The sequence below is a fragment of the Streptomyces sp. NBC_01622 genome (assembly GCF_045209635.1).
Lineage (GTDB): Bacteria > Actinomycetota > Actinomycetes > Streptomycetales > Streptomycetaceae > Streptomyces.
This window is the reverse complement of the sequence record NZ_CP109293.1, coordinates 6,801,707-6,820,055: the sequence shown is the minus strand read 5'-3', so window position 1 is coordinate 6,820,055 and position 18,349 is coordinate 6,801,707. Positions and strand designations below refer to the sequence as shown.

Annotated in this window: 17 protein-coding genes; 6 read left to right on the top strand and 11 right to left on the bottom strand. The window is 70.1% G+C overall.

The features are described 5' to 3' along the window. Window positions 1–83 precede the first annotated feature (83 nt). Entirely contained in the window at window positions 84–1,379 is a 1,296-nt protein-coding gene (locus OH768_RS31530) for an LCP family protein (protein ID WP_406459205.1), read from the top strand. Window positions 1,380–1,441: 62 nt separating this feature from the next. On the opposite strand, the gene OH768_RS31525 is transcribed toward OH768_RS31530, so the two are convergent. Then, window positions 1,442–2,599 carry an acyl-CoA dehydrogenase gene (locus OH768_RS31525; RefSeq protein ID WP_262064219.1) on the bottom strand — a complete coding sequence of 386 codons (1,158 nt, stop codon included), beginning with the start codon at window positions 2,597–2,599 and terminating at the stop codon, window positions 1,442–1,444. Window positions 2,600–2,775: 176 nt separating this feature from the next. Here OH768_RS31525 and OH768_RS31520 point away from each other — a divergent pair, with 176 nt between their 5' ends. Then, entirely contained in the window at window positions 2,776–4,119 is a 1,344-nt protein-coding gene (locus tag OH768_RS31520) for a UDP-glucose dehydrogenase family protein (RefSeq protein ID WP_406459202.1), read from the top strand. Between the two features lie 124 nt (window positions 4,120–4,243). Here the strand turns inward: OH768_RS31520 and OH768_RS31515 are convergent, their stop codons facing one another. Continuing rightward, the gene (locus OH768_RS31515; protein WP_406459200.1) at window positions 4,244–4,744 is read right to left on the bottom strand and encodes a CGNR zinc finger domain-containing protein; all 501 of its coding nucleotides are present in this window, start codon (window positions 4,742–4,744) and stop codon (window positions 4,244–4,246) included. A gap of 84 nt (window positions 4,745–4,828) precedes the next feature. Here OH768_RS31515 and OH768_RS31510 point away from each other — a divergent pair, with 84 nt between their 5' ends. Next, window positions 4,829–5,194, top strand: coding sequence for a VOC family protein (locus OH768_RS31510; RefSeq protein ID WP_406459198.1), 366 nt, complete (start codon window positions 4,829–4,831; stop codon window positions 5,192–5,194). A gap of 14 nt (window positions 5,195–5,208) precedes the next feature. Beyond that, complete coding sequence (locus OH768_RS31505; protein WP_406459196.1) at window positions 5,209–5,586, top strand: VOC family protein; 378 nt, start codon at window positions 5,209–5,211, stop codon at window positions 5,584–5,586. Window positions 5,587–5,594: 8 nt separating this feature from the next. On the opposite strand, the gene OH768_RS31500 is transcribed toward OH768_RS31505, so the two are convergent. The 4 genes from OH768_RS31500 to OH768_RS31485 form a co-directional block, all read right to left on the bottom strand. Beyond that, window positions 5,595–6,737 (bottom strand): dipeptidase, encoded by a 1,143-nt coding sequence (locus OH768_RS31500; RefSeq protein WP_406459194.1) that lies wholly within the window; start codon window positions 6,735–6,737, stop codon window positions 5,595–5,597. A 130-nt stretch (window positions 6,738–6,867) separates the two neighbouring features. Further along, a complete protein-coding gene (locus OH768_RS31495; RefSeq protein WP_406459192.1) occupies window positions 6,868–8,046 on the bottom strand; it encodes a dipeptidase in 1,179 nt (392 codons plus the stop codon). A 5-nt stretch (window positions 8,047–8,051) separates the two neighbouring features. Next, complete coding sequence (purE, locus tag OH768_RS31490) at window positions 8,052–8,597, bottom strand: 5-(carboxyamino)imidazole ribonucleotide mutase (RefSeq protein WP_078532605.1); 546 nt, start codon at window positions 8,595–8,597, stop codon at window positions 8,052–8,054. Further along, window positions 8,594–9,733 (bottom strand): 5-(carboxyamino)imidazole ribonucleotide synthase, encoded by a 1,140-nt coding sequence (locus OH768_RS31485; protein ID WP_406459190.1) that lies wholly within the window; start codon window positions 9,731–9,733, stop codon window positions 8,594–8,596. Before OH768_RS31485 ends, purE begins: the two co-directional genes overlap by 4 nt. A gap of 176 nt (window positions 9,734–9,909) precedes the next feature. Here OH768_RS31485 and OH768_RS31480 point away from each other — a divergent pair, with 176 nt between their 5' ends. Continuing rightward, entirely contained in the window at window positions 9,910–10,419 is a 510-nt protein-coding gene (locus OH768_RS31480; RefSeq protein ID WP_406459188.1) for a GtrA family protein, read from the top strand. An 18-nt stretch (window positions 10,420–10,437) separates the two neighbouring features. Here the strand turns inward: OH768_RS31480 and OH768_RS31475 are convergent, their stop codons facing one another. Next, the gene (locus OH768_RS31475) at window positions 10,438–11,715 is read right to left on the bottom strand and encodes an ATP-binding protein (RefSeq protein ID WP_406459186.1); all 1,278 of its coding nucleotides are present in this window, start codon (window positions 11,713–11,715) and stop codon (window positions 10,438–10,440) included. 6 nt (window positions 11,716–11,721) lie between these two features. Beyond that, entirely contained in the window at window positions 11,722–12,399 is a 678-nt protein-coding gene (locus OH768_RS31470) for a response regulator transcription factor (RefSeq protein ID WP_174447603.1), read from the bottom strand. A 334-nt stretch (window positions 12,400–12,733) separates the two neighbouring features. On the opposite strand from OH768_RS31470, the gene OH768_RS31465 reads away from it, so the two are divergent. Next, a complete protein-coding gene (locus tag OH768_RS31465) occupies window positions 12,734–14,230 on the top strand; it encodes an oligopeptide:H+ symporter (protein WP_406459183.1) in 1,497 nt (498 codons plus the stop codon). Between the two features lie 803 nt (window positions 14,231–15,033). On the opposite strand, the gene OH768_RS31460 is transcribed toward OH768_RS31465, so the two are convergent. From OH768_RS31460 to OH768_RS31450, 3 genes are read right to left on the bottom strand one after another with little or no spacing between them, the layout of a single operon-like run. Beyond that, entirely contained in the window at window positions 15,034–16,371 is a 1,338-nt protein-coding gene (locus OH768_RS31460) for a hypothetical protein (protein WP_406459181.1), read from the bottom strand. Next, window positions 16,368–17,480 (bottom strand): hypothetical protein, encoded by a 1,113-nt coding sequence (locus OH768_RS31455; RefSeq protein ID WP_406459179.1) that lies wholly within the window; start codon window positions 17,478–17,480, stop codon window positions 16,368–16,370. The genes OH768_RS31460 and OH768_RS31455 overlap by 4 nt, the downstream gene beginning before the upstream one ends. Continuing rightward, the gene (locus OH768_RS31450; RefSeq protein ID WP_406459177.1) at window positions 17,477–18,325 is read right to left on the bottom strand and encodes a hypothetical protein; all 849 of its coding nucleotides are present in this window, start codon (window positions 18,323–18,325) and stop codon (window positions 17,477–17,479) included. Before OH768_RS31450 ends, OH768_RS31455 begins: the two co-directional genes overlap by 4 nt. Window positions 18,326–18,349: the final 24 nt, after the last annotated feature.

Sequence of the window (18,349 nt, the reverse complement as noted above, 5' to 3'; positions counted from 1 at the left end):
TTGTGTTGGCTTCGCAACAGCAGTGCCCTGATTTTCCTACGACCCTTGTAAACGACATGGCCGCTACCTGCACACTGGGCCCCATGAACGATTGGCCCGAGGGATGGTCCGGCGGCAACCGCGGCAACGAGTACGGACGCGGTGGCGCGAACGCACAGCCGGAGAGCGCACGCGTGATGCGCCAGGTACGACGCGGCCCGCAGGCCCCGCCGTACGGCGCCGGAGTCCCGCCGCAGCCGTCGTACACGGGCGGCCAGGGCTATGACGAGGGCCAGAACGGCTACGGCCAGGGCGGCTACGACAACAACGGGTACGACGGCTACAACACCGGCCAGGTCTACGGCGGTGGTGGGCCGGGCGGACCCGAGGGGCCGGACGACGGGCGGGGTCCGCGGCGCGCGCCGAACTGGCGGCGTCGTATCAAGTGGACCGCGATCACCGTGGTCACCGTGCTGGTCGCGACCACCATCGGCACCTACTTCTGGGCCGACTCCAAGCTGAACCGCGACGTCGACCTGTCGAAGGTGATCGACCGGCCGGCGGGCGGCGACGGCACGAACTACCTGATCGTCGGCTCCGACAGCCGCGAGGGGCTGACGGCCGCCGAGAAGAAGAAACTGCACACCGGGTCCGCCGCGGGCAAGCGCACCGACTCGATGATGATCCTGCACGTCGGCGGCAACGGCGACACGCTGATCTCGCTGCCGCGCGACTCGAACGTCACGGTCCCGTCGTACGTGGGCTCCTCCTCCGGCAAGACGTACCCGAACACGGGCCGGCAGGAGAAGCTCAACGCCGCGTACGCGGAGGACGGGCCGACGCTGCTCGTCCGCACGGTCGAGTACAACATGGGCCTGCACATCGACCACTACGTCGAGATCGGCTTCAACGGCTTCGCGGACATCGTGGACGCGGTCGGCGGGGTCACCATCGACATCGACAAGGGCTTCAAGGACTCGTACTCGGGCGCCAACTTCAAGGCGGGCAAGCAGACGCTGAACGGCGAGGAGGCCCTGGCCTTCGTCCGCACCCGGCACGCGTTCGCCGCCTCCGACCTGCAGCGCACGAAGAACCAGCAGAAGTTCCTGTCCGCCCTGGCCCACCAGGTGGCGACCCCGGGGACCCTGCTGAACCCCTTCAAGCTCTACCCGACGCTCGGCGCGGGCCTGGATTCGCTCTCGGTCGACAAGGACATGTCGCTCTGGGACCTGGCGTCCATGTTCTGGGCGATGAAGGGCGTCAGCGGCGGCGACGGCACCTCGATGAACATGCCGATCTCCGGCTCCACCGGCGGCAACCTCCTCTGGGACAAGGCGAAGGTCAAGACACTGGTCAACGAGCTGAACAACGACCAGAAGGTGACCGTCTCGGGCAGCTGACACGACCGGTCACATGCGGAAGGGGGCCCTTGTCCACCAAGGGCCCCCTTCCGCATTCGCCGTTACGGCAGGTTGCGCGCCATCACGATGCGCTGAACCTGGTTCGTTCCTTCGTATATTTGCGTGATCTTCGCGTCGCGCATCATGCGCTCGACCGGGTAGTCGCGGGTGTAGCCGTAGCCGCCGAGGAGCTGGACCGCGTCGACGGTGACCTCCATCGCCACGTCCGAGGCGAAGCACTTGGCCGCCGCGCCCTGGAAGGTGAGGTCCTTGTCGCCGCGCTCGGACTTGGCCGCCGCCGCGTAGGTCAGCTGGCGGGCGGCCTCGATCTTCATGGCCATGTCGGCCAGCATGAACTGGATGCCCTGGAAGTCGGCGATCGGCTTGCCGAACTGCTTGCGCTCCTTGACGTAGCCCTTGGCGTAGTCGAGGGCGCCCTGCGCGATACCGAGGGCCTGCGCCGCGATCGTGATGCGGGTGTGGTCCAGGGTCTTCATCGCGGTGGCGAAACCGGTGCCCTCGGCGCCGATCATGCGGTCGGCCGGGATACGGACGTTGTCGAGGTAGACCTCGCGGGTCGGGGAGCCCTTTATGCCGAGCTTCTTCTCCGGGGCGCCGAAGGAGACACCTTCGTCGGACTTCTCGACGACGAAGGCGCTGATGCCCTTGGAGCGCTTCTCGGGGTCCGTCACCGCCATCACCGTGTAGTACTCGGAGACGCCCGCGTTGGTGATCCAGCGCTTCACACCGTTGAGGACGTAGTGGTCGCCGTCGCGGACCGCTTTCGTCTTCATGCCGGCCGCGTCCGAGCCCGCGTCCGGCTCGGAGAGGGCGTACGAGAACATCGCGTCGCCCTTGGCGAGCGGCGTCATGTACCGCTTCTTCAGGTCCTCGGAGCCGGAGAGGATCACGGGGAGCGAGCCCAGCTTGTTCACCGCGGGGATGAGGGAGGAGGACGCGCAGACCCGGGCCACCTCCTCGATCACGATCACCGTGGCCAGCGCGTCCGCGCCCGCGCCGCCGTACTCCTCGGGCACGTGGACGGCGTGCAGGTCGTTCGCCACCAGGGCGTCGAGCGCCTCCTGCGGGAAGCGGGACTCCTCGTCCACCGCTGCGGCGTACGGCGCGATCTTCGCCTCGGCCAGTGAGCGGATCGCGTCGCGGAGCATGTCGTGCTCCTCTGACGGGCGGTACAGGTCGAAGTCAGCCGATCCGGCCAAGGTCTCTCACGCTCCAAGGACGCTGTGATGACGGCGCTAATTACCGTTAAGTAACCCAAATTTTAGGGGCCCGCCCACGGGAGTGATACGTGAGCTTGGCGACAGGGGAAAGTTGCCCGTCAGAGCGTCCGACTATGCTCGGGCGCGCATCCGTCCGTAGACCTTCTGGAGCATCCATGGCCCTCAAGATCACCGTGATCGGCACCGGCTATCTCGGCGCCACGCACGCCGCGGCCATGGCCGAACTGGGCTTCGAGGTGCTGGGTCTGGACGTCGTGCCCGAGAAGATCGCGATGCTCCAGCGGGCTGAGGTCCCGATGTACGAACCGGGGCTGGAAGAGCTGCTGCGCAAGCATGTCGCCGGTATCGAGGGATCCAGCGGGCGGCTGCGTTTCACCATGGACTGGGCGGAGGTCGCGGAGTTCGGCGACGTCCACTTCATGTGCACGAACACCCCGCAGAAGCACGGCGAGTACGCCTGCGACATGTCGTACGTCGACCGGGCCTTCGAGCTGCTCGCCCCGCACCTCACCCGCCCCGCGCTCGTCGTCGGCAAGTCCACCGTGCCGGTCGGTTCGGCGGACCGGCTGGCCGCCTATCTCGCCGCGCACGCCCCCGCCGGTGCGGACGCCGAGCTGGCCTGGAACCCGGAGTTCCTGCGCGAGGGGTTCGCCGTCCAGGACACGCTGCGTCCGGACCGGATCGTGGTCGGTGTACGGAGCGAGCGGGCCGAGAAGCTGCTGCGCGAGGTGTACGCCGTGCCGATCGCGGCCGGAGCGCCGTTCGTCGTGACCGACTTCCCGACCGCCGAGCTGGTGAAGACGGCCGCGAACTCCTTCCTCGCCACCAAGATCTCCTTCATCAACGCGATGGCCGAGGTCTGCGAGGCCGCGGACGGCGATGTCGTGAAGCTGGCCGAGGCGATCGGGCACGACGAGCGGATCGGGAAGAAGTTCCTGCGGGCCGGGATCGGCTTCGGTGGCGGGTGTCTGCCCAAGGACATCCGGGCGTTCATGGCGCGCGCCGGCGAGCTGGGCGCCGACCAGGCGCTGACCTTCCTGCGCGAGATCGACTCCATCAACATGCGGCGGCGCGGCCAGATGGTCGAGATGGCGCGCGAGGCGCTCGGCGGCGGGTCCTTCCTGGGCAAGCGGGTCGCCGTGCTCGGCGCGGCCTTCAAGCCGGACTCGGACGACGTCCGCGACTCCCCCGCGCTGAATGTCGCCGGCCAGATCCACCTCCAGGGCGGCCAGGTCACGGTGTACGACCCGAAGGGCATGGACAACGCCCGGCGGCTGTTCCCGACGCTCGGCTACGCCGACACCGCCGTGGAGGCCGTGCGGGGCGCCGATGTCGTCCTGCACCTGACGGAGTGGCGGGAGTTCCGGGAGCTGGACCCCGCGACGCTCGGCGAGGCAGTACGCGCCCGGGTGGTCCTCGACGGGCGCAACGCGCTCGACCCGCAGCTGTGGCGGAAGGCGGGCTGGACGTTCCGCGCGATGGGCCGTCCCACCGCATGACGCGGGCGTAGGCAGGCGACGCCGGTCCGGCCGAGGCTCAGTCGGCCGGACCGGCGTCTGGCTGCATTCTGCACCACTGGGCTGCACTCGGCGTCGTGACCGCCCAAGTCGCCTTCTGCAAGGGCTACTTGGCCCGGTAACGCCGCATCTTCGCGCGCGCCCCGCACACCGCCATCGAGCACCAGCGGCCCCGGCCCGCCGGGCTGCGGTCGTAGTACGCCCAGTGGCAGGTCGGGGCCTCGCAGGCCTTGAGGCGGGGCCAGGTACCCGCGACGAGGGACAGGGCGATCGCCGCCGCGACGCGGGAGAGCAGGGATTCCGTGTCGGCGGGGGTGAGCCGGGCGGAACCGTCACGGGCGTCGAGCGCGATCAACAGCGGGGCACGCGCGAGGAGTTCGCCGAGCGGCGTCACGTCCTGGTGCGCGGGGTGGCCCGCGTGGGCGAGCAGGGTGGCACGCAGGGACTCGCGGAGTTCGCGGGCGTACGGGACCTGGTGCGCGGTGAGTCCGAAGGGGGCCCGGCCGACCTCCGTGTCGAGTGCGTCGGTGCCCGCCTCGATGTCCAGCGTGTTCACCAGGTCCTCGATCAGGGCCAGGTCGCCGGGCGCGGAAACTCTCTCACTCATGCTTGCGATGTTACCTCCTATACGGGAGCATGAGGTAACCGTTACTGACTCAAGCCATGTATAGGTAACCCGAAGGAGTCCGTCATGGCCATCGCCGACTTGGGTGTCGTCGTCCTGGACTGTCCCGACCCGCGCGCGCTCGCCGCGTTCTACGCCGGGGTCCTGGGCGGCACCGTCGAAGTGGAGGGAGGGGGAGAGTGGGTGGATCTGAGGGTGCCCGGCGGACAGTCGCTGGCGTTCCAGGAGGCACCGGGGCACGTACCGCCGAAGTGGCCGGCGCCCGGCGACTCGCAGCAGTTCCATCTCGACCTGACCGTAGAGGACCTGGACGCGGCCGAGAAGGGCGTCCTGACGCTGGGCGCGACCCCGCTGGACACCGAGGACCGCTCGCGCAGCTGGCGGGTGTACGCCGACCCCGCGGGGCACCCGTTCTGCCTCTGCGCCTGCTGACCGAGGAGGTCACCATGACTGCCGTACGTTTCCGTTCCACCGTGATCGACTGCCCGGACCCGCTCGCGCTCGCCGGCTTCTACGGCGGCGTCCTGGGCGGCACGCCCCGCGCCGCCGACGAGGAGTGGGTCGTCCTCGACATCCCGGACGGGCCGCGGATCGCCTTCCAGCGGGTGACGGAGTACGTCCCGCCCGAGTGGCCGCGCACGGACCGGCCGCAGCAGTTCCACCTCGACTTCGACGCCGGGTCGACCTGGGAGGAGATCGAGGCGGCGGAGAAGGCCGTACTGGCGCTCGGCGCGCGGCTGTTGGAGCGGCAGGACAAGGAGGACTTCCGGGTGTACGCCGATCCGGCAGGGCACCCCTTCTGCCTCTGCCGGATCGACCACTAGCCGAAGATCTACCCGTCCAGCTCGGCGATCTTCGCCGTCGACGGCTCGCGGCGCTGCTGTGCGGCGTGGGCCGTGAAGTCGGCGCTGCGCAGGGCGCGTTGGACGTTGCCCCAGCTGAGCAGGGCGAGGTTGGGCTCGGACCAGCCGCGGTGGAGGAGCTCGGCGAAGAGGTTCGGGTAGCAGGAGGCGTCGGCGAGGTCCTGCGGGTGGGCGGTGCCGGCGTCGTAGGTGCCGGACAGGGCGACGGACTCCGGGCCCGCGACCCGGCGGACGTGGTCGAGGTGGTCGGCGACGTCCCGGACGGACGGGCCGGTCTGCTCGGCGGTGAGCGGCACCATGCACAGGCCCTTGGCGGCGCCGACCGCGGCGAGGAGTCCGTCGGAGAGGTTCGCCGGGTGGGGGCGCAGGGTGCGGGCGGCGGAACGGGTGAACAGCACCGGCGCCTTCGAGGCCGCGAGCGCGCGGCGGATCGTCTCCTCGGAGGCGCCGGAGAGGTCGGCGAGCACCCCGAGCCGGTTCATCTCGCGGACGACCTCCTCGCCGAACCGGGTCAGCCCCGCCTCGCTCGCCCAGGACACCCCGGACAGCGTGAGCACGCGCAGCCCCAGCGCGTGCAGCGAACGCAGGATGCCCAGCGAGTCGCCGAGCGCGGCGGCTCCGGCGGGGCCCAGCAGCACGGCGATACGGCCGCAGTTGCGCACGTCGGTGGTCTGCCCCGCGGTGTACGCCAGGCGCAGGCCCTCGGGGTGGGCGCGGACCACCGTGTTCACCAGGTCCAGCTGCTCCAGGGTGGCGCCGACCGCCCGGTCCCCGGCCAGCCCCTCGGGCAGGTGCAGCGACCAGAACAGCGCGCCGACATGCCCCTCGCGCAGCCGCGGCACATCGGTGTCCACGGAACTCTCCCCCAGCTCCAGGTCGAACCACGGCAGATGCCGCAGCGCCCACGGCAGCCCGCTGTAGCCGTCGGCGACCGGGTGCGCGGCGAGGATGGCGTGCGCGCGCTCCAGGGGCGCCGCGGCCGGGTCGGAGACGGGGTCGTACGGTTCCGCGCTGTCCGGCGGGAAGGGCCCGGCGGGAAAGGGCTCATGGACCAAGTCGTCGAGCTCGCCGACCTCGGTCGTGGCATGCAGTTGGTCCTGGAGGTCGGCCATGGCGGGCTCCGTACGTCGTTACGGCAATACGGTCACCGTCGCACGCCGACGTGGGGGCTTCCTGGTGGGCGGGGCGTTCGGGGTACGGCGCGGGAGTGGCCGCTCCCGCGCCGTACCGGCCACCCGTTCGTCAGCCGTCCAGCGACTCGATCGTCGCGTTGGACGGCCCCCGCGTCGCCTGGACGTCCCGCGCCACGTCCTCCGCCGCGCCCAGCACCCGTACCGCGTTCCGCCAGGTCAGCTTGGCCAGGTCGGCCTTGGACCAGCCGCGGTCGAGCAGTTCCGCGATCAGGTTCGGGTAGCCGGAGACGTCGTTGAGGCCGTCGGGGGTGAAGGCCGTGCCGTCGTAGTCGCCGCCGATGCCGAGGTGGTCGACGCCCGCGACCTCGCGCATGTGGTCGAGGTGGTCGGCGACCGTGGAGACCGTGGCGACCGGGCGCGGGTGGTGCTCCTCGAAGGCGCGGTGCACCTTCATCGCCTCTTCGGTGGTCTCCAGGTGGTGCAGCCCGTGCGCGCGCATGTTGTCGTCGGCGGCGGCCGTCCAGTCCACGGCGGCCTGGAGCACGAACTTCGGCACGAACGTCACCATCGCCACACCGCCGTTGGCGGGCAGCCGCTCCAGCACGTCGTCCGGGATGTTGCGCGGGTGATCGCAGACGGCCCGGGAGGAGGAGTGGGAGAAGATCACCGGGGCCGTCGACGTGTCCAGCGCGTCGCGCATCGTCGTCGCCGCCACGTGCGAGAGGTCGACGAGCATGCCCTCGCGGTTCATCTCCCGCACGACCGCCCGGCCGAACGCCGACAGCCCGCCGACCCCCGGTTCGTCCGTCGCCGAGTCCGCCCACGCCACGTTGTCGTTGTGGGTGAGCGTCATGTAGCGGACGCCGAGGGCGTACAACCCCCGCAGCGTGCCGAGGGAGCCCGCGATCGAGTGCCCGCCCTCCGCACCCATCAACGAGGCGATACGGCCTTCCGCGCGCGCCGACTCCATGTCCGCGGCGGTCAGCGCGGGCGCCAGTTCCTGCGGGTAGCGGGCCAGCAACTGCCGTACGCAGTCGATCTGTTCGAGCGTCATCGGCACCGGGTCGGGCAGGTCCGAGCGGACGTACACCGACCAGTACTGCGCACCGACACCGCCCTCGCGCAGCCGCGGGAGGTCGGTGTGCAGATGCGCGTTCTGGTGTACGGCGATGTCGCGGGCGTCGAGGTCGTAGCCGACCTGCTTGCGCAGCGCCCAGGGCAGGTCGTTGTGCCCGTCGACGACCGGGAACTCGCGCAGCAGCTCCCGGGCCTGGTCCAGCGACGTCATGCCCGTCACTTCCCGAAGCCGAAGCCGCTGCCGCCGGCGCCGCTCTCGACCTTGGCGCGCAGCCGCTTGCCCTTCTCGGTGGCCTGGTCGTTCAGCTCCTGCTGGAACTCCCGCATCCGGACGAGGAGTTCCTCGTCGTGGGTGGCCAGGATGCGGGCCGCGAGCAGGCCCGCGTTGCGCGCGCCGGCGACCGAGACGGTGGCGACGGGGACACCGGCCGGCATCTGCACGATGGAGAGCAGCGAGTCCATGCCGTCCAGGTACTTCAGCGGTACGGGGACACCGATCACCGGCAGCGGGGTCACCGAGGCGAGCATGCCCGGGAGGTGGGCGGCGCCGCCCGCGCCCGCGATGATCACCTTGAGGCCGCGGCCGTCGGCCTGCTCGCCGTACGTGATCATCTCGCGCGGCATGCGGTGCGCGGAGACGACGTCGACCTCGTAGCCGATCTCGAACTCGTCGAGCGCCTTCGCGGCGGCCTCCATGACGGGCCAGTCGGAGTCCGACCCCATGACGATTCCTACGACGGCGGGTCCTGCGACGGAGCTCATTCGGTGATCGTGCCTCTCAGATAGCCGGCTGCGTGGCGGGCGCGGTCCAGGACGTCGGCCAGGTCGGTGCCGTAGGTGTTGACGTGGCCCACCTTGCGGCCGGGCTTCACGTCCTTGCCGTACATGTGGATCTTCAACTGGGGGTCGCGGGCCATGCAGTGCAGGTACGCGGAGTACATGTCCGGGTAGTCGCCGCCCAGGACGTTGCACATGACGGTCCAGGGGGCGCGGGCGCGCGGGTCGCCCAGCGGGAGGTCGAGGACCGCGCGGACATGGTTGGCGAACTGGCTGGTGACCGCGCCGTCCTGGGTCCAGTGGCCGGAGTTGTGCGGGCGCATGGCGAGTTCGTTGACGAGGATGCGGCCGTCGCCGGTCTGGAACAGTTCGACGGCGAGATGGCCGACGACCCCGAGTTCCTTGGCGATGCGCAGCGCCATCTCCTCGGCCTGGAGGGCGAGGGACTCGTCGAGGTCGGGGGCGGGTGCGATGACGGTGTCGCAGACGCCGTTCACCTGCTGGGACTCGACGACCGGATAGGCGACGGCCTGGCCGTGCGGGGAGCGTACGACGTTCGCCGCCAGCTCCCGTACGAAGTCGACCTTCTCCTCCGCGAGGACCGGGACGCCGGCGCGGAAGGGGTCGGCTGCCTCCTCCGCCGACTCGACGACCCACACGCCCTTGCCGTCGTAGCCGCCGCGGACGGTCTTGAGGACGACCGGGAAGCCGTCCCCCTCCGCCGCGAAGGCGACGACATCCGCCGGGTCGGCGACGATGCGGTGCCTCGGGCACGGCACACCGATCTCGACGAGCTTGGCCCGCATCACGCCCTTGTCCTGGGCGTGCACGAGCGCGTCCGGGCCCGGGCGCACGGGGATGCCGTCCGCCTCCAGGGCGCGCAGATGCTCGGTGGGTACGTGTTCGTGATCGAAGGTGATCACATCGCAGCCCCGCGCGAAGTCACGCAGCGTGTCGAGGTCGCGGTAGTCGCCGATGACGACATCGCCGACGACCTGCGCCGCGGAATCCTGAGGGGTGTCACTCAGAAGCTTGAATTTGATGCCGAGCGGGATGCCCGCCTCGTGTGTCATACGAGCGAGCTGCCCCCCGCCGACCATGCCGACTACCGGGAACGTCACTCCCCCAGGGTATCGGTCACGCCACGGCGGCCCGATTTCCGTACCTCTTACCGTTCTTTTCCGCGTCTCTTCCCGACCTGTGAGCGGCTTCACGGGCGGCGGAGGAATGCGATGGTTAGCATGGCTGGGTCGACGAATCCGCGATGACATCCGAGATGACAGGGGCCTGCACACCCATGGAACGTGGTTCCGAAGGGCCTTTCAAACGGCTCGCGCGCGAGGTCGCCAAGTTCGGCGCGGTGGGCGTGGTGGGCACCGTGGTGAACTTCGCGGTCTCCAACCTGCTGTGGCATCTGACCAGCCTGCAGGCCGTGCGCGCCAACGTGATCGCGACGATCGTCGCCATCGGGTGCAACTACGTCGGCTTCCGCTACTTCACCTACCGCGACCGCGACAAGAGCGCCCGCACCAAGGAACTCACCCTGTTCCTGGCGTTCAGCCTGGTCGGCCTGGTGATCGAGAACGGCGTCCTGTTCGCGGCGATCTACGGCTTCGGCTGGGACAGCTCGCTGCAGCGCAATGTCTTCAAGGTGCTCGGCATCGGCATCGCGACGCTGTTCCGCTTCTGGTCGTACCGCAGCTGGGTGTTCAAGGCGCTGCCGGCCGAGGAACCGGTGGTGGAGGCCGAGGCTTTCCCTAAGCCGCCGTCGGAGCCGCTGCCCCGCCCCAAGCAGCGCGTGAGCTGACCAGCAGCCTTCTCCGCCTCAGCGGACCGTGGGCTCCTCCTCGTCCGTCGGCAGCCGCTTCGTCGGCGGCGTGCGCGACAGGAACAGGCCGAACACCGGCGGCTGCGCCTGCAGCATCTCCAGCCGGCCGCCGTCCGCCTCCGCGAGGTCACGCGCGACCGCCAGGCCGATCCCCGTGGAGTTGCGGCCGCTGATCGTCCGCTCGAAGATCCTTGCACCGAGATCGGTCGGAACCCCCGGACCTTCGTCCGTGACCTCCACGACGGCCTGGTTGCCGGTGACCCGGGTGCGCAGGGCGACCGTGCCGCCGCCGTGCATCAGGGAGTTCTCGATCAGCGCGGCCAGCACCTGGGCGACCGCGCCCGGGGTGCCGACGGCCTGCAGATGCCGCTTGCCGGAGCTGACGATCGCGCGGCCGGAGCTGCGGTAGGCGGGACGCCACTCGGCCAGCTGCTGCTGGATGACCTCGTCGAGGTCGAAGGAGACGGCGGAGCCGGTACGGGGGTCACGCGCGTTGGTCAGCAGCCGCTCCACGACGTCGGTGAGCCGCTCGACCTGCGTCAGCGCGATCGTCGCCTCCTCCTTCACCGTGTCCGGGTCGTCCGTGAGGGTGATCTCCTCAAGGCGCATGGACAGCGCGGTCAGCGGCGTACGCAACTGGTGCGAGGCGTCCGCGGCGAGCCTGCGCTCGGCGGTGAGCATGCGGGCGATGCGCTCGGCGGAGGAGTCGAGGACATCGGCGACCCGGTCCAGCTCCGGAACGCTGTACCGCTTGTGCCGGGGCCGCGGGTCGCCGGAGCCGAGCCGCTCGGCGGTCTCCGCGAGGTCGGTGAGCGGCGAGGCGAGCCGGTTGGCCTGCCGTACCGCGAGCAGTACGGCGGCCACCACGGCGAGCAGCGCCACGGCACCGATGATGAGCAGCGTCCGCCCGACCTCGCGGGTGACGTTCGAGCGCGGCTCCACCACGGTGACCGTCTCGCCCTCCTCGCCCTTGGCGGTGGAGTGGATGACGTCACCCGTCGGCTTGGTGCCGACCTCGATCACCGGGTCGCCCGGGATGCGGATCACGGCGTAGCGGTCCTCCGTGACCTGGGTGCGCAGCACCTCCGAGTCGACGATCTCCGCGCCGAGGATCCGGCTGTCCACGATGCTGGCCAGCCGGAGCGCCTCGGAATCCACTCGTTCCTGGGCGCTGTTGCTGATCGTGCGTGTCTCGACGATGACAAGGGACACACCGAACACGGCGATGACCACGAGCACCACGGCGAGCGTTGACTGGATGAGCCGACGACGCACGGGCTGCTAGCTCTTCTCGAACCGGAACCCGACACCCCGCACCGTGGCGATGTACCGGGGGTTCGCCGCGTCGTCTCCGAGCTTCTTGCGCAGCCAGGAGATGTGCATGTCGAGGGTCTTGGTGGACGACCACCACGTGGTGTCCCAGACCTCGCGCATCAACTGGTCACGAGTCACCACCCGCCCGGCGTCCCGCACCAGAACCCGCAGCAGGTCGAACTCCTTGGCGGTGAGCTGGAGTTCCTCGTCACCCATCCACGCACGGTGCGACTCGACGTCGATCCGGACGCCGTGCGTGGCGGGCGGCTGCGCGGGCTCGGCGGCGCCGCGCCGCAGCAGGGCCCGGACACGGGCGAGCAGTTCGGCGAGCCGGAAGGGTTTGGTGACGTAGTCGTCGGCGCCCGCGTCGAGGCCTACGACGGTGTCCACCTCGTCGGCGCGCGCGGTCAGGATGAGGATGGGGACGGTGTGGCCCTCGGCGCGCAGTCGGCGGGCCACTTCAAGACCGTCCATGCCGGGCAGGCCCAGGTCCAGGACACACAGGTCGATGCCGCCCTGGATGCCGGCGTCGAGGGCTGTCGGTCCGTCCTCGCGCACCTCGACCTCGTAACCTTCCCGTCGCAAAGCGCGGGCCAGCGGCTCCGAGATGGACGCGTCGTCCTCGGCGAGCAGTACACGGGTCATAAGGTGATGGTAGTCCGCCTCGGACAGCGGTCGGGGTGTGATCGCCACGAGTGATTCTTACCTTGGGGCAAGTCGGGTGTGCTCCGGTGAAGGATGCGGTCGGAACCTGCGTCTGTGGGATGTCATCCTGATATCCACCTTCGAATCGGCGCCCGCGGTTCCACTTCTTCCTGTGATCCGTGTCTCAAGTCCTTCCATATACGGCACTGTCCTGCCGTATGGTGACCTGACCGCTTGTAGTGACACTGGGGACCTTTGGCGAGCATTTACTGCTGAAGGTCTTTTTTGTGTGCGGCCCTCCCGGCCAACAAGGCCCGACCAGCAAGGATCGACCATGGCGTCCAGCCTGACGAAGGACTCGGTGACTCCGGGCACCCCCGGTTCCGAGAAGACCTTCTTCGGCCACCCCCGCGGACTGGCCACACTCTTCATGACCGAGATGTGGGAGCGCTTCTCCTACTACGGCATGAGGGCCCTGCTTCCCCTGTACCTGGTCGCCCCCGGCGGCCTCCACCTGAGTGCGGCCACCGCTACCGCGATCTACTCGGTGTACCTGTCCCTCGTATACCTGCTCGCCCTGCCCGGCGGCTGGTTCGCGGACCGGGTCCTCGGACCCCGCAAGACCGTCGCGGTCGCCGGCGTGATCATCATGCTCGGCCACCTCACCCTCGCCCTGCCCACCTCGGGCACGTTCTTCGCGGGCCTCGGCCTGGTGGCGATCGGCTCGGGTCTCCTCAAGGCCAACATCTCCACGATGGTCGGCCACCTCTACGAGGGCCCCGACGACCCGCGCCGCGACGGCGGCTTCACCCTCTTCTACATCGGCATCAACGTCGGCGCGTTCGCCGCACCACTGGTCATCGGCACCGTCGGCGAGAACGTCAACTGGCACCTCGGCTTCGCGCTCGCCGCGGTCGGCATGGCGCTGGGCCTCGCGCAGTACCTGCTCGGCACCCGTCACCTCAGCTCCCGCTCGGACGTCGTCCCCACGCCGCTGTCCGCCGAGGAGAAGGCCGCCACGCTCCGCAAGTCGGGTCTCTGGGCGGCCGTCGCGATCGTCTTCTACGCTGTCGTCGGCTTCTCCGGCCACTACACGCTGAACTGGCTGCTGGTCCCGATCACCGTCGCCGGTCTGCTCATCCCGGTGCTGGTCATCGCCCGCATCAAGCGCGACAAGACCCTCGACCGCGCCGACCAGTCGAAGATGTCCGCGTACATCTGGTTCTTCGTCGCCGCGGCCGTGTTCTGGATGATCTACGACCAGGGCGGCTCGACGGTGTCCCTGTTCGCCGACTCCTCCGCGAAGAACACCGTCTTCGGCTGGGACTTCCCGGTCTCCTGGTACCAGTCGGTCAACCCGGTCCTCATCATGGCCCTCGCCCCGGTCTTCGCCTGGGCCTGGCTGGCCCTGGCCCGCCGCGGCAAGGAGCCGAGCACGGCGACGAAGTTCGCGATGGGCCTGATCCTCATCGGCGCGTCCTTCTTCCTCTTCCTGGCCCCGCTCGCGATCGCCGACGGCGGTCACAAGGCGGCGGCGATGTGGCTCGTGGCGATCTACTTCGTCCAGACGGTCGGCGAACTGACCCTCTCCCCCGTCGGCCTCTCCGTCACCACGAAGATGGCTCCGGCCAAGTACGCCTCCCAGATGATGGGCGTCTGGTTCCTCGCGGTCACGGCGGGCGACGCGACGACGGGTCTGCTGTCGATCGCCGGAGTGGACCTGAACAAGACGGGCATCGTCGCGTTGCAGGCTGTTCTTGCGGTGCTTGCGGGTGCGGCGGTGTGGATGTACCGGAAGAAGGTGCGGGAGCTTATGGGGGATGTGCACTGACGCCGGTGTTCGTGCTGCCGGGGTTTTGGTGGTGCTGGTTGGCCACTCGCTTCTTTGTCAGTATCGGGCCTCCACGGACCGAGTAAAGGGCGCTCCCTGCGGTCGCGTCGCCTTCGGCGATGACCCTGCGGGCCACCCTTGACTCGCTCCGCTCCAACCCGTTTCAGAAGCGAGCGAGCGGCCGGGAAGAATGGGGGGCCGAGGTCCGCCCACCCCTCACGCCGGCTGCGTCCGCAACCGGCGGAGCGGAAGCGCGTCCGCGTCTCGCCAGCACGCCGCGCCGGCTCAGCGGCCAACCGCGAGTGGGGGGACCCCTTCATGTTCATGTCGGGGGGGGGCAGGCTGCGCACGCCGGGTCTCCAGGACGTCGCGGATCAGACGGCTTCAAGCAGGCAGGAGTGGCGGGCGAGGCACGACCGCCCGGGGGGTGGGGTAGGGGTCCCAAAAAAGTGTGTCACTTTCCATCCGAAGTGTCACACTTTTTCAGACCCCCCACCCCACCCCCCACGCCCCTCCTCCTTCTCCCCACCGGCGGTTGGCCGCTAAGCACACCCGGCGTGCCGGCGAGACGCTGACGCGCCCCGTAGTACCGGCCCGCAACGCAGTACAGGCAAGGGGCTGGTATGCCTCGGCCCCCCATTCCTCCCGGCCGCTCGCTCGCTTCTCAAACGGGCTGGAGCGGAGCGAGTCAAGGGTGGAGCGCAGCGGAATCGCCGAAGGCGACGCGACCGCAGGGAGCGCCCTTTACTCGCTCCGCGGAAGCCCGACACTGACAAAGAAGCGAGTGGCCAACCAGCACTTGTCTACCGCAGCCGCCTCCGCCCAGGCAGGAACGTAAACACCGCCACACCCAACAGAATCGCCGTACCGGACACCAGCCCGAGCGCCTTGAGACCCCCGTGACTGTCGGATCCTGTCTCGGCCAGCCCTCCCGAGGTCGACGTCGACGTCGACGTACTGCCGGACGCGCCGCTCGCCTGCTCCGTGGTGTCCAGCGTCAGGGAGACCTCGGACTTGGTCGGCGTGCAGGTCGTCGTCGTGCCGAGGGCCTTGACCGTCAGGACCCCGGGAGCGAGTGTCGACGTACCGCTCGCGCCGGGCTTGTACGTGCCCGTCAGGTCCGGGATCTCGATCGGATCGCCGGACTTGATGGCAGAGGAGTTCGTCGGTCCCTCCACATGCACGGTGCCCTTGTCGGCGCCGCCGAGTACCACCTCCATCGAGGGGCTGACGGAGTTCGCCGGGATGTCGGCGGGGCTGTCCATCACGGAGCCGTTGAACTGCACGGTGAGGTCGTAACTCCCGCCGTCCTTCTTGGCGTTGATCTGCACGGGCGAGGTCGCGCTCTTGTCACCGATCGGCGTCTTGCACGCGTACGGGACGGAGACCTCTTTGCCGGTGAAGTCGGTCTGGCCGCTGCCGGTGCCGTCGCTCGAGCTCGCGGACACCGAGTCGCTGGGGCTGCTCGACGCGGACTCGGAGGCCGATTCGGAGGCGGATTCGGACGCGGACTCCGACGCCGATGCGGATGCGGATGTCGAGTCCGTCGGGGTCGGTGATGTGCTCGACGAGCTGCCGTCCCCCGCTGTCACGTCGATCGTCGCCGACGTCGGGACCGTCACCGTCGGCGCGCACTTGGTGTCCGTCCCGAACGCGTTGACGGTGTACCCGCCCGGTGTCAGCGTCACCTCGCCGGCCGTCGTCAGTTTCAGGGTGCCCTTCATGTCGGACAGCGTCATCGCGCCGCCCTTGGGGATCGCCGGGTTCTCGCGCGGGCCCAGCATCGCGATGTCGGCGGTCTGCGCGCCTCCCGCCTTCAAAGTCCCCGACGGCTGAACGGAGTTGGCGGGCAGGTCGATGATGTCGGGGTTCTTGGACGCGGCCTGCGTGAACTTCCACACGATGTCGACCGTGTCGCCGACGTGTGCCGTGGCGGGCGCGGTGATCTCGACCTTGGTGGTGCCGTCGACCGGGTCGATGCCCGCGGGCGGCACGCAGTGGGTGGCGTAGGACACCTCGGCGGCCTGCGCGGACCCGGCGCTCATGCCGAGCAGGACGCCCGCGCCGCCGAGGATCAACGCGGCGGCCGCCGCACCTGCCCGCCGTCCGCCGGCCGGTATGACTCTCCTTCGCTTTCTCACTGAAGTCCCTTCCTGGTGGGAGTCGTTGGACTCGTCGGACTGTCGTCGTGCGGTGCGGAGAGCCGGCCGGCCGTGCCCGGATCGGAGTCCGGGGTGAACCACGGCAGGGTCGAGGTCACGGGGGTTGTGGTCGGTACGGCCGTGCCGGACTTCGGCAGGCGCAGGGCGAGTTGTTCGGGCAGCCGCGGTCGCAGCCGCAGGCCCCGGTGCCGGGCCGGGCCCTTGCTGCGGCCGGCCTTGCGCGGCCGTAGCCGGTCCACCACGGCCATGCCGACGCGGAACACCGCCGCCGGTACGACCACGCAGAGCAGGATCCAGAACAGGGTCACTCCCCAGGGACGGCCCACACCCCACGGCTCCTCGGCGAGCACCCGGCCGCCGTACTTCAGGGAGACGCTGTAGTCGCCGTGCGCCCCGGCCGACAGTTCGACCGGGAGTTTGATCTCCGCCTTGCCGCCGGGCGCGATCGTGCCGCTGAACTGCTGGTCGTCCCACTGCGGTGCGAACACCCCGTGGGAGGTGCCGACTTGGAACACCGGGTTCTTGACGGGGGACGAGCCGGCGTTGCCGACGGTGAAGACGAGCGTGCGGGACGCCGGTGCCCCGAACCAGGTCAGCAGCCCGCTGGAACCGTCCAGTCGGGGGTCGGAGAGGACCGACAGCCGTCCGGCGGCGGGCTCTGCGGGGAGCGGTTCGACGGCGTGTCCGGCCACCTGGAAGACGGCGTCCGCCGACGCGCTCGCACCCGTCACCGTCGCCACATGCACCACGCACGGGCAGGGCACCGGCGGTTCCGACACCGGCAGCTTCTTGCTGAAGACACCCCTGGCGTCGGTCGTGACGGCCCGACCGTCCGCGTTGGCACAGGAGTTGGTGCCACCGATCACGCCGCGCGCGGGCGTGGCCTGCCCGCAGATCAGCACCATCAGCAGGGCGTGCGTCCGCCACCCGCTGCCGGAGACGGTGATCGAACCGCCGGTCCCCGCCTGCGACTTGGAGAGCGTCACCTTCGGTCCGTCGGCCGCCGCGACCGGTGTCGCCCCCGCCAACGGCAGCAGAAGCAGCGCGCCCGCCGCCACCAGCGCCGAGATCCGCACCTTGCCGCTCACATCATCGCTCCCGTCAACTCGGCTTCCGTACGCGGAACTTCGGCCGCGCGACCGTCGTCGCCCCTACGGCGCCACCGACGTCGTAGTCGTAGGAGAGACAGCGCGCCCCCGGCCGTCAGCGCACCCGCGGTCCCCGCCACCGCGCCCCATGGCACGAAGCGTGCCGACGTCTCCGCCGTGGCGTGGGCGCCGCCCGGTGCCGTGACCGTGAGGCGGATGTCGACCGCGTCGAGGGCGGGGTGGTGCCAGGGTTCGGTGAGCTTCAGGCGGCGGCCGGGCGGGAGTTGGACGGAGAGGGTGCGCGGGGCGCGGTCGAGGTGGGTGCCGAGGACGCCGGTGGCGTGGACGGCGAGGCTCGGGGTGAGGAGTGTGGTGCCGCGGTTGACCAGGTCGTAGGTGATGCGGTCGCCGTGGACCGCGAGGTGCTCGGCGGTCAGTGCGGACAACTCCGGGCCGTTGACGTGGAGTTGGAGTCCTACCGTCGCCTCCCGGCCGTCCGTGTCGCGGGCCGCGATCGTGCCGGTGCTGTCGCCGGGTGCGGCGGTCGCGGGGACGTTCACCGTGAACGGGATGTCTGCGCGGGTGCGCGCGGGTACGCGAACTGCCGTGGCGGCGAAGGTGACCGGCACGCCCGTGCCGCGCAGCCGTACGGTGACCGGCCGGGTGGTGGGGTTGGTCACGGACACCGTGTCCTGGAGGGTCGTACCGGGCTCGCCCTCGGCGTAGCAGGCCGGGCGTCCGCCGCCCGCGGGCGCGAGGGACCAGCCGCCGGCGGCCGTCGCGGTGGGCGCGGCCGTCAACACGGCGAGGAGGGACAGGCACAGGACGCGGGCGGTCGACAGCATGGGCGGCTCCACGGCGGACGTGCG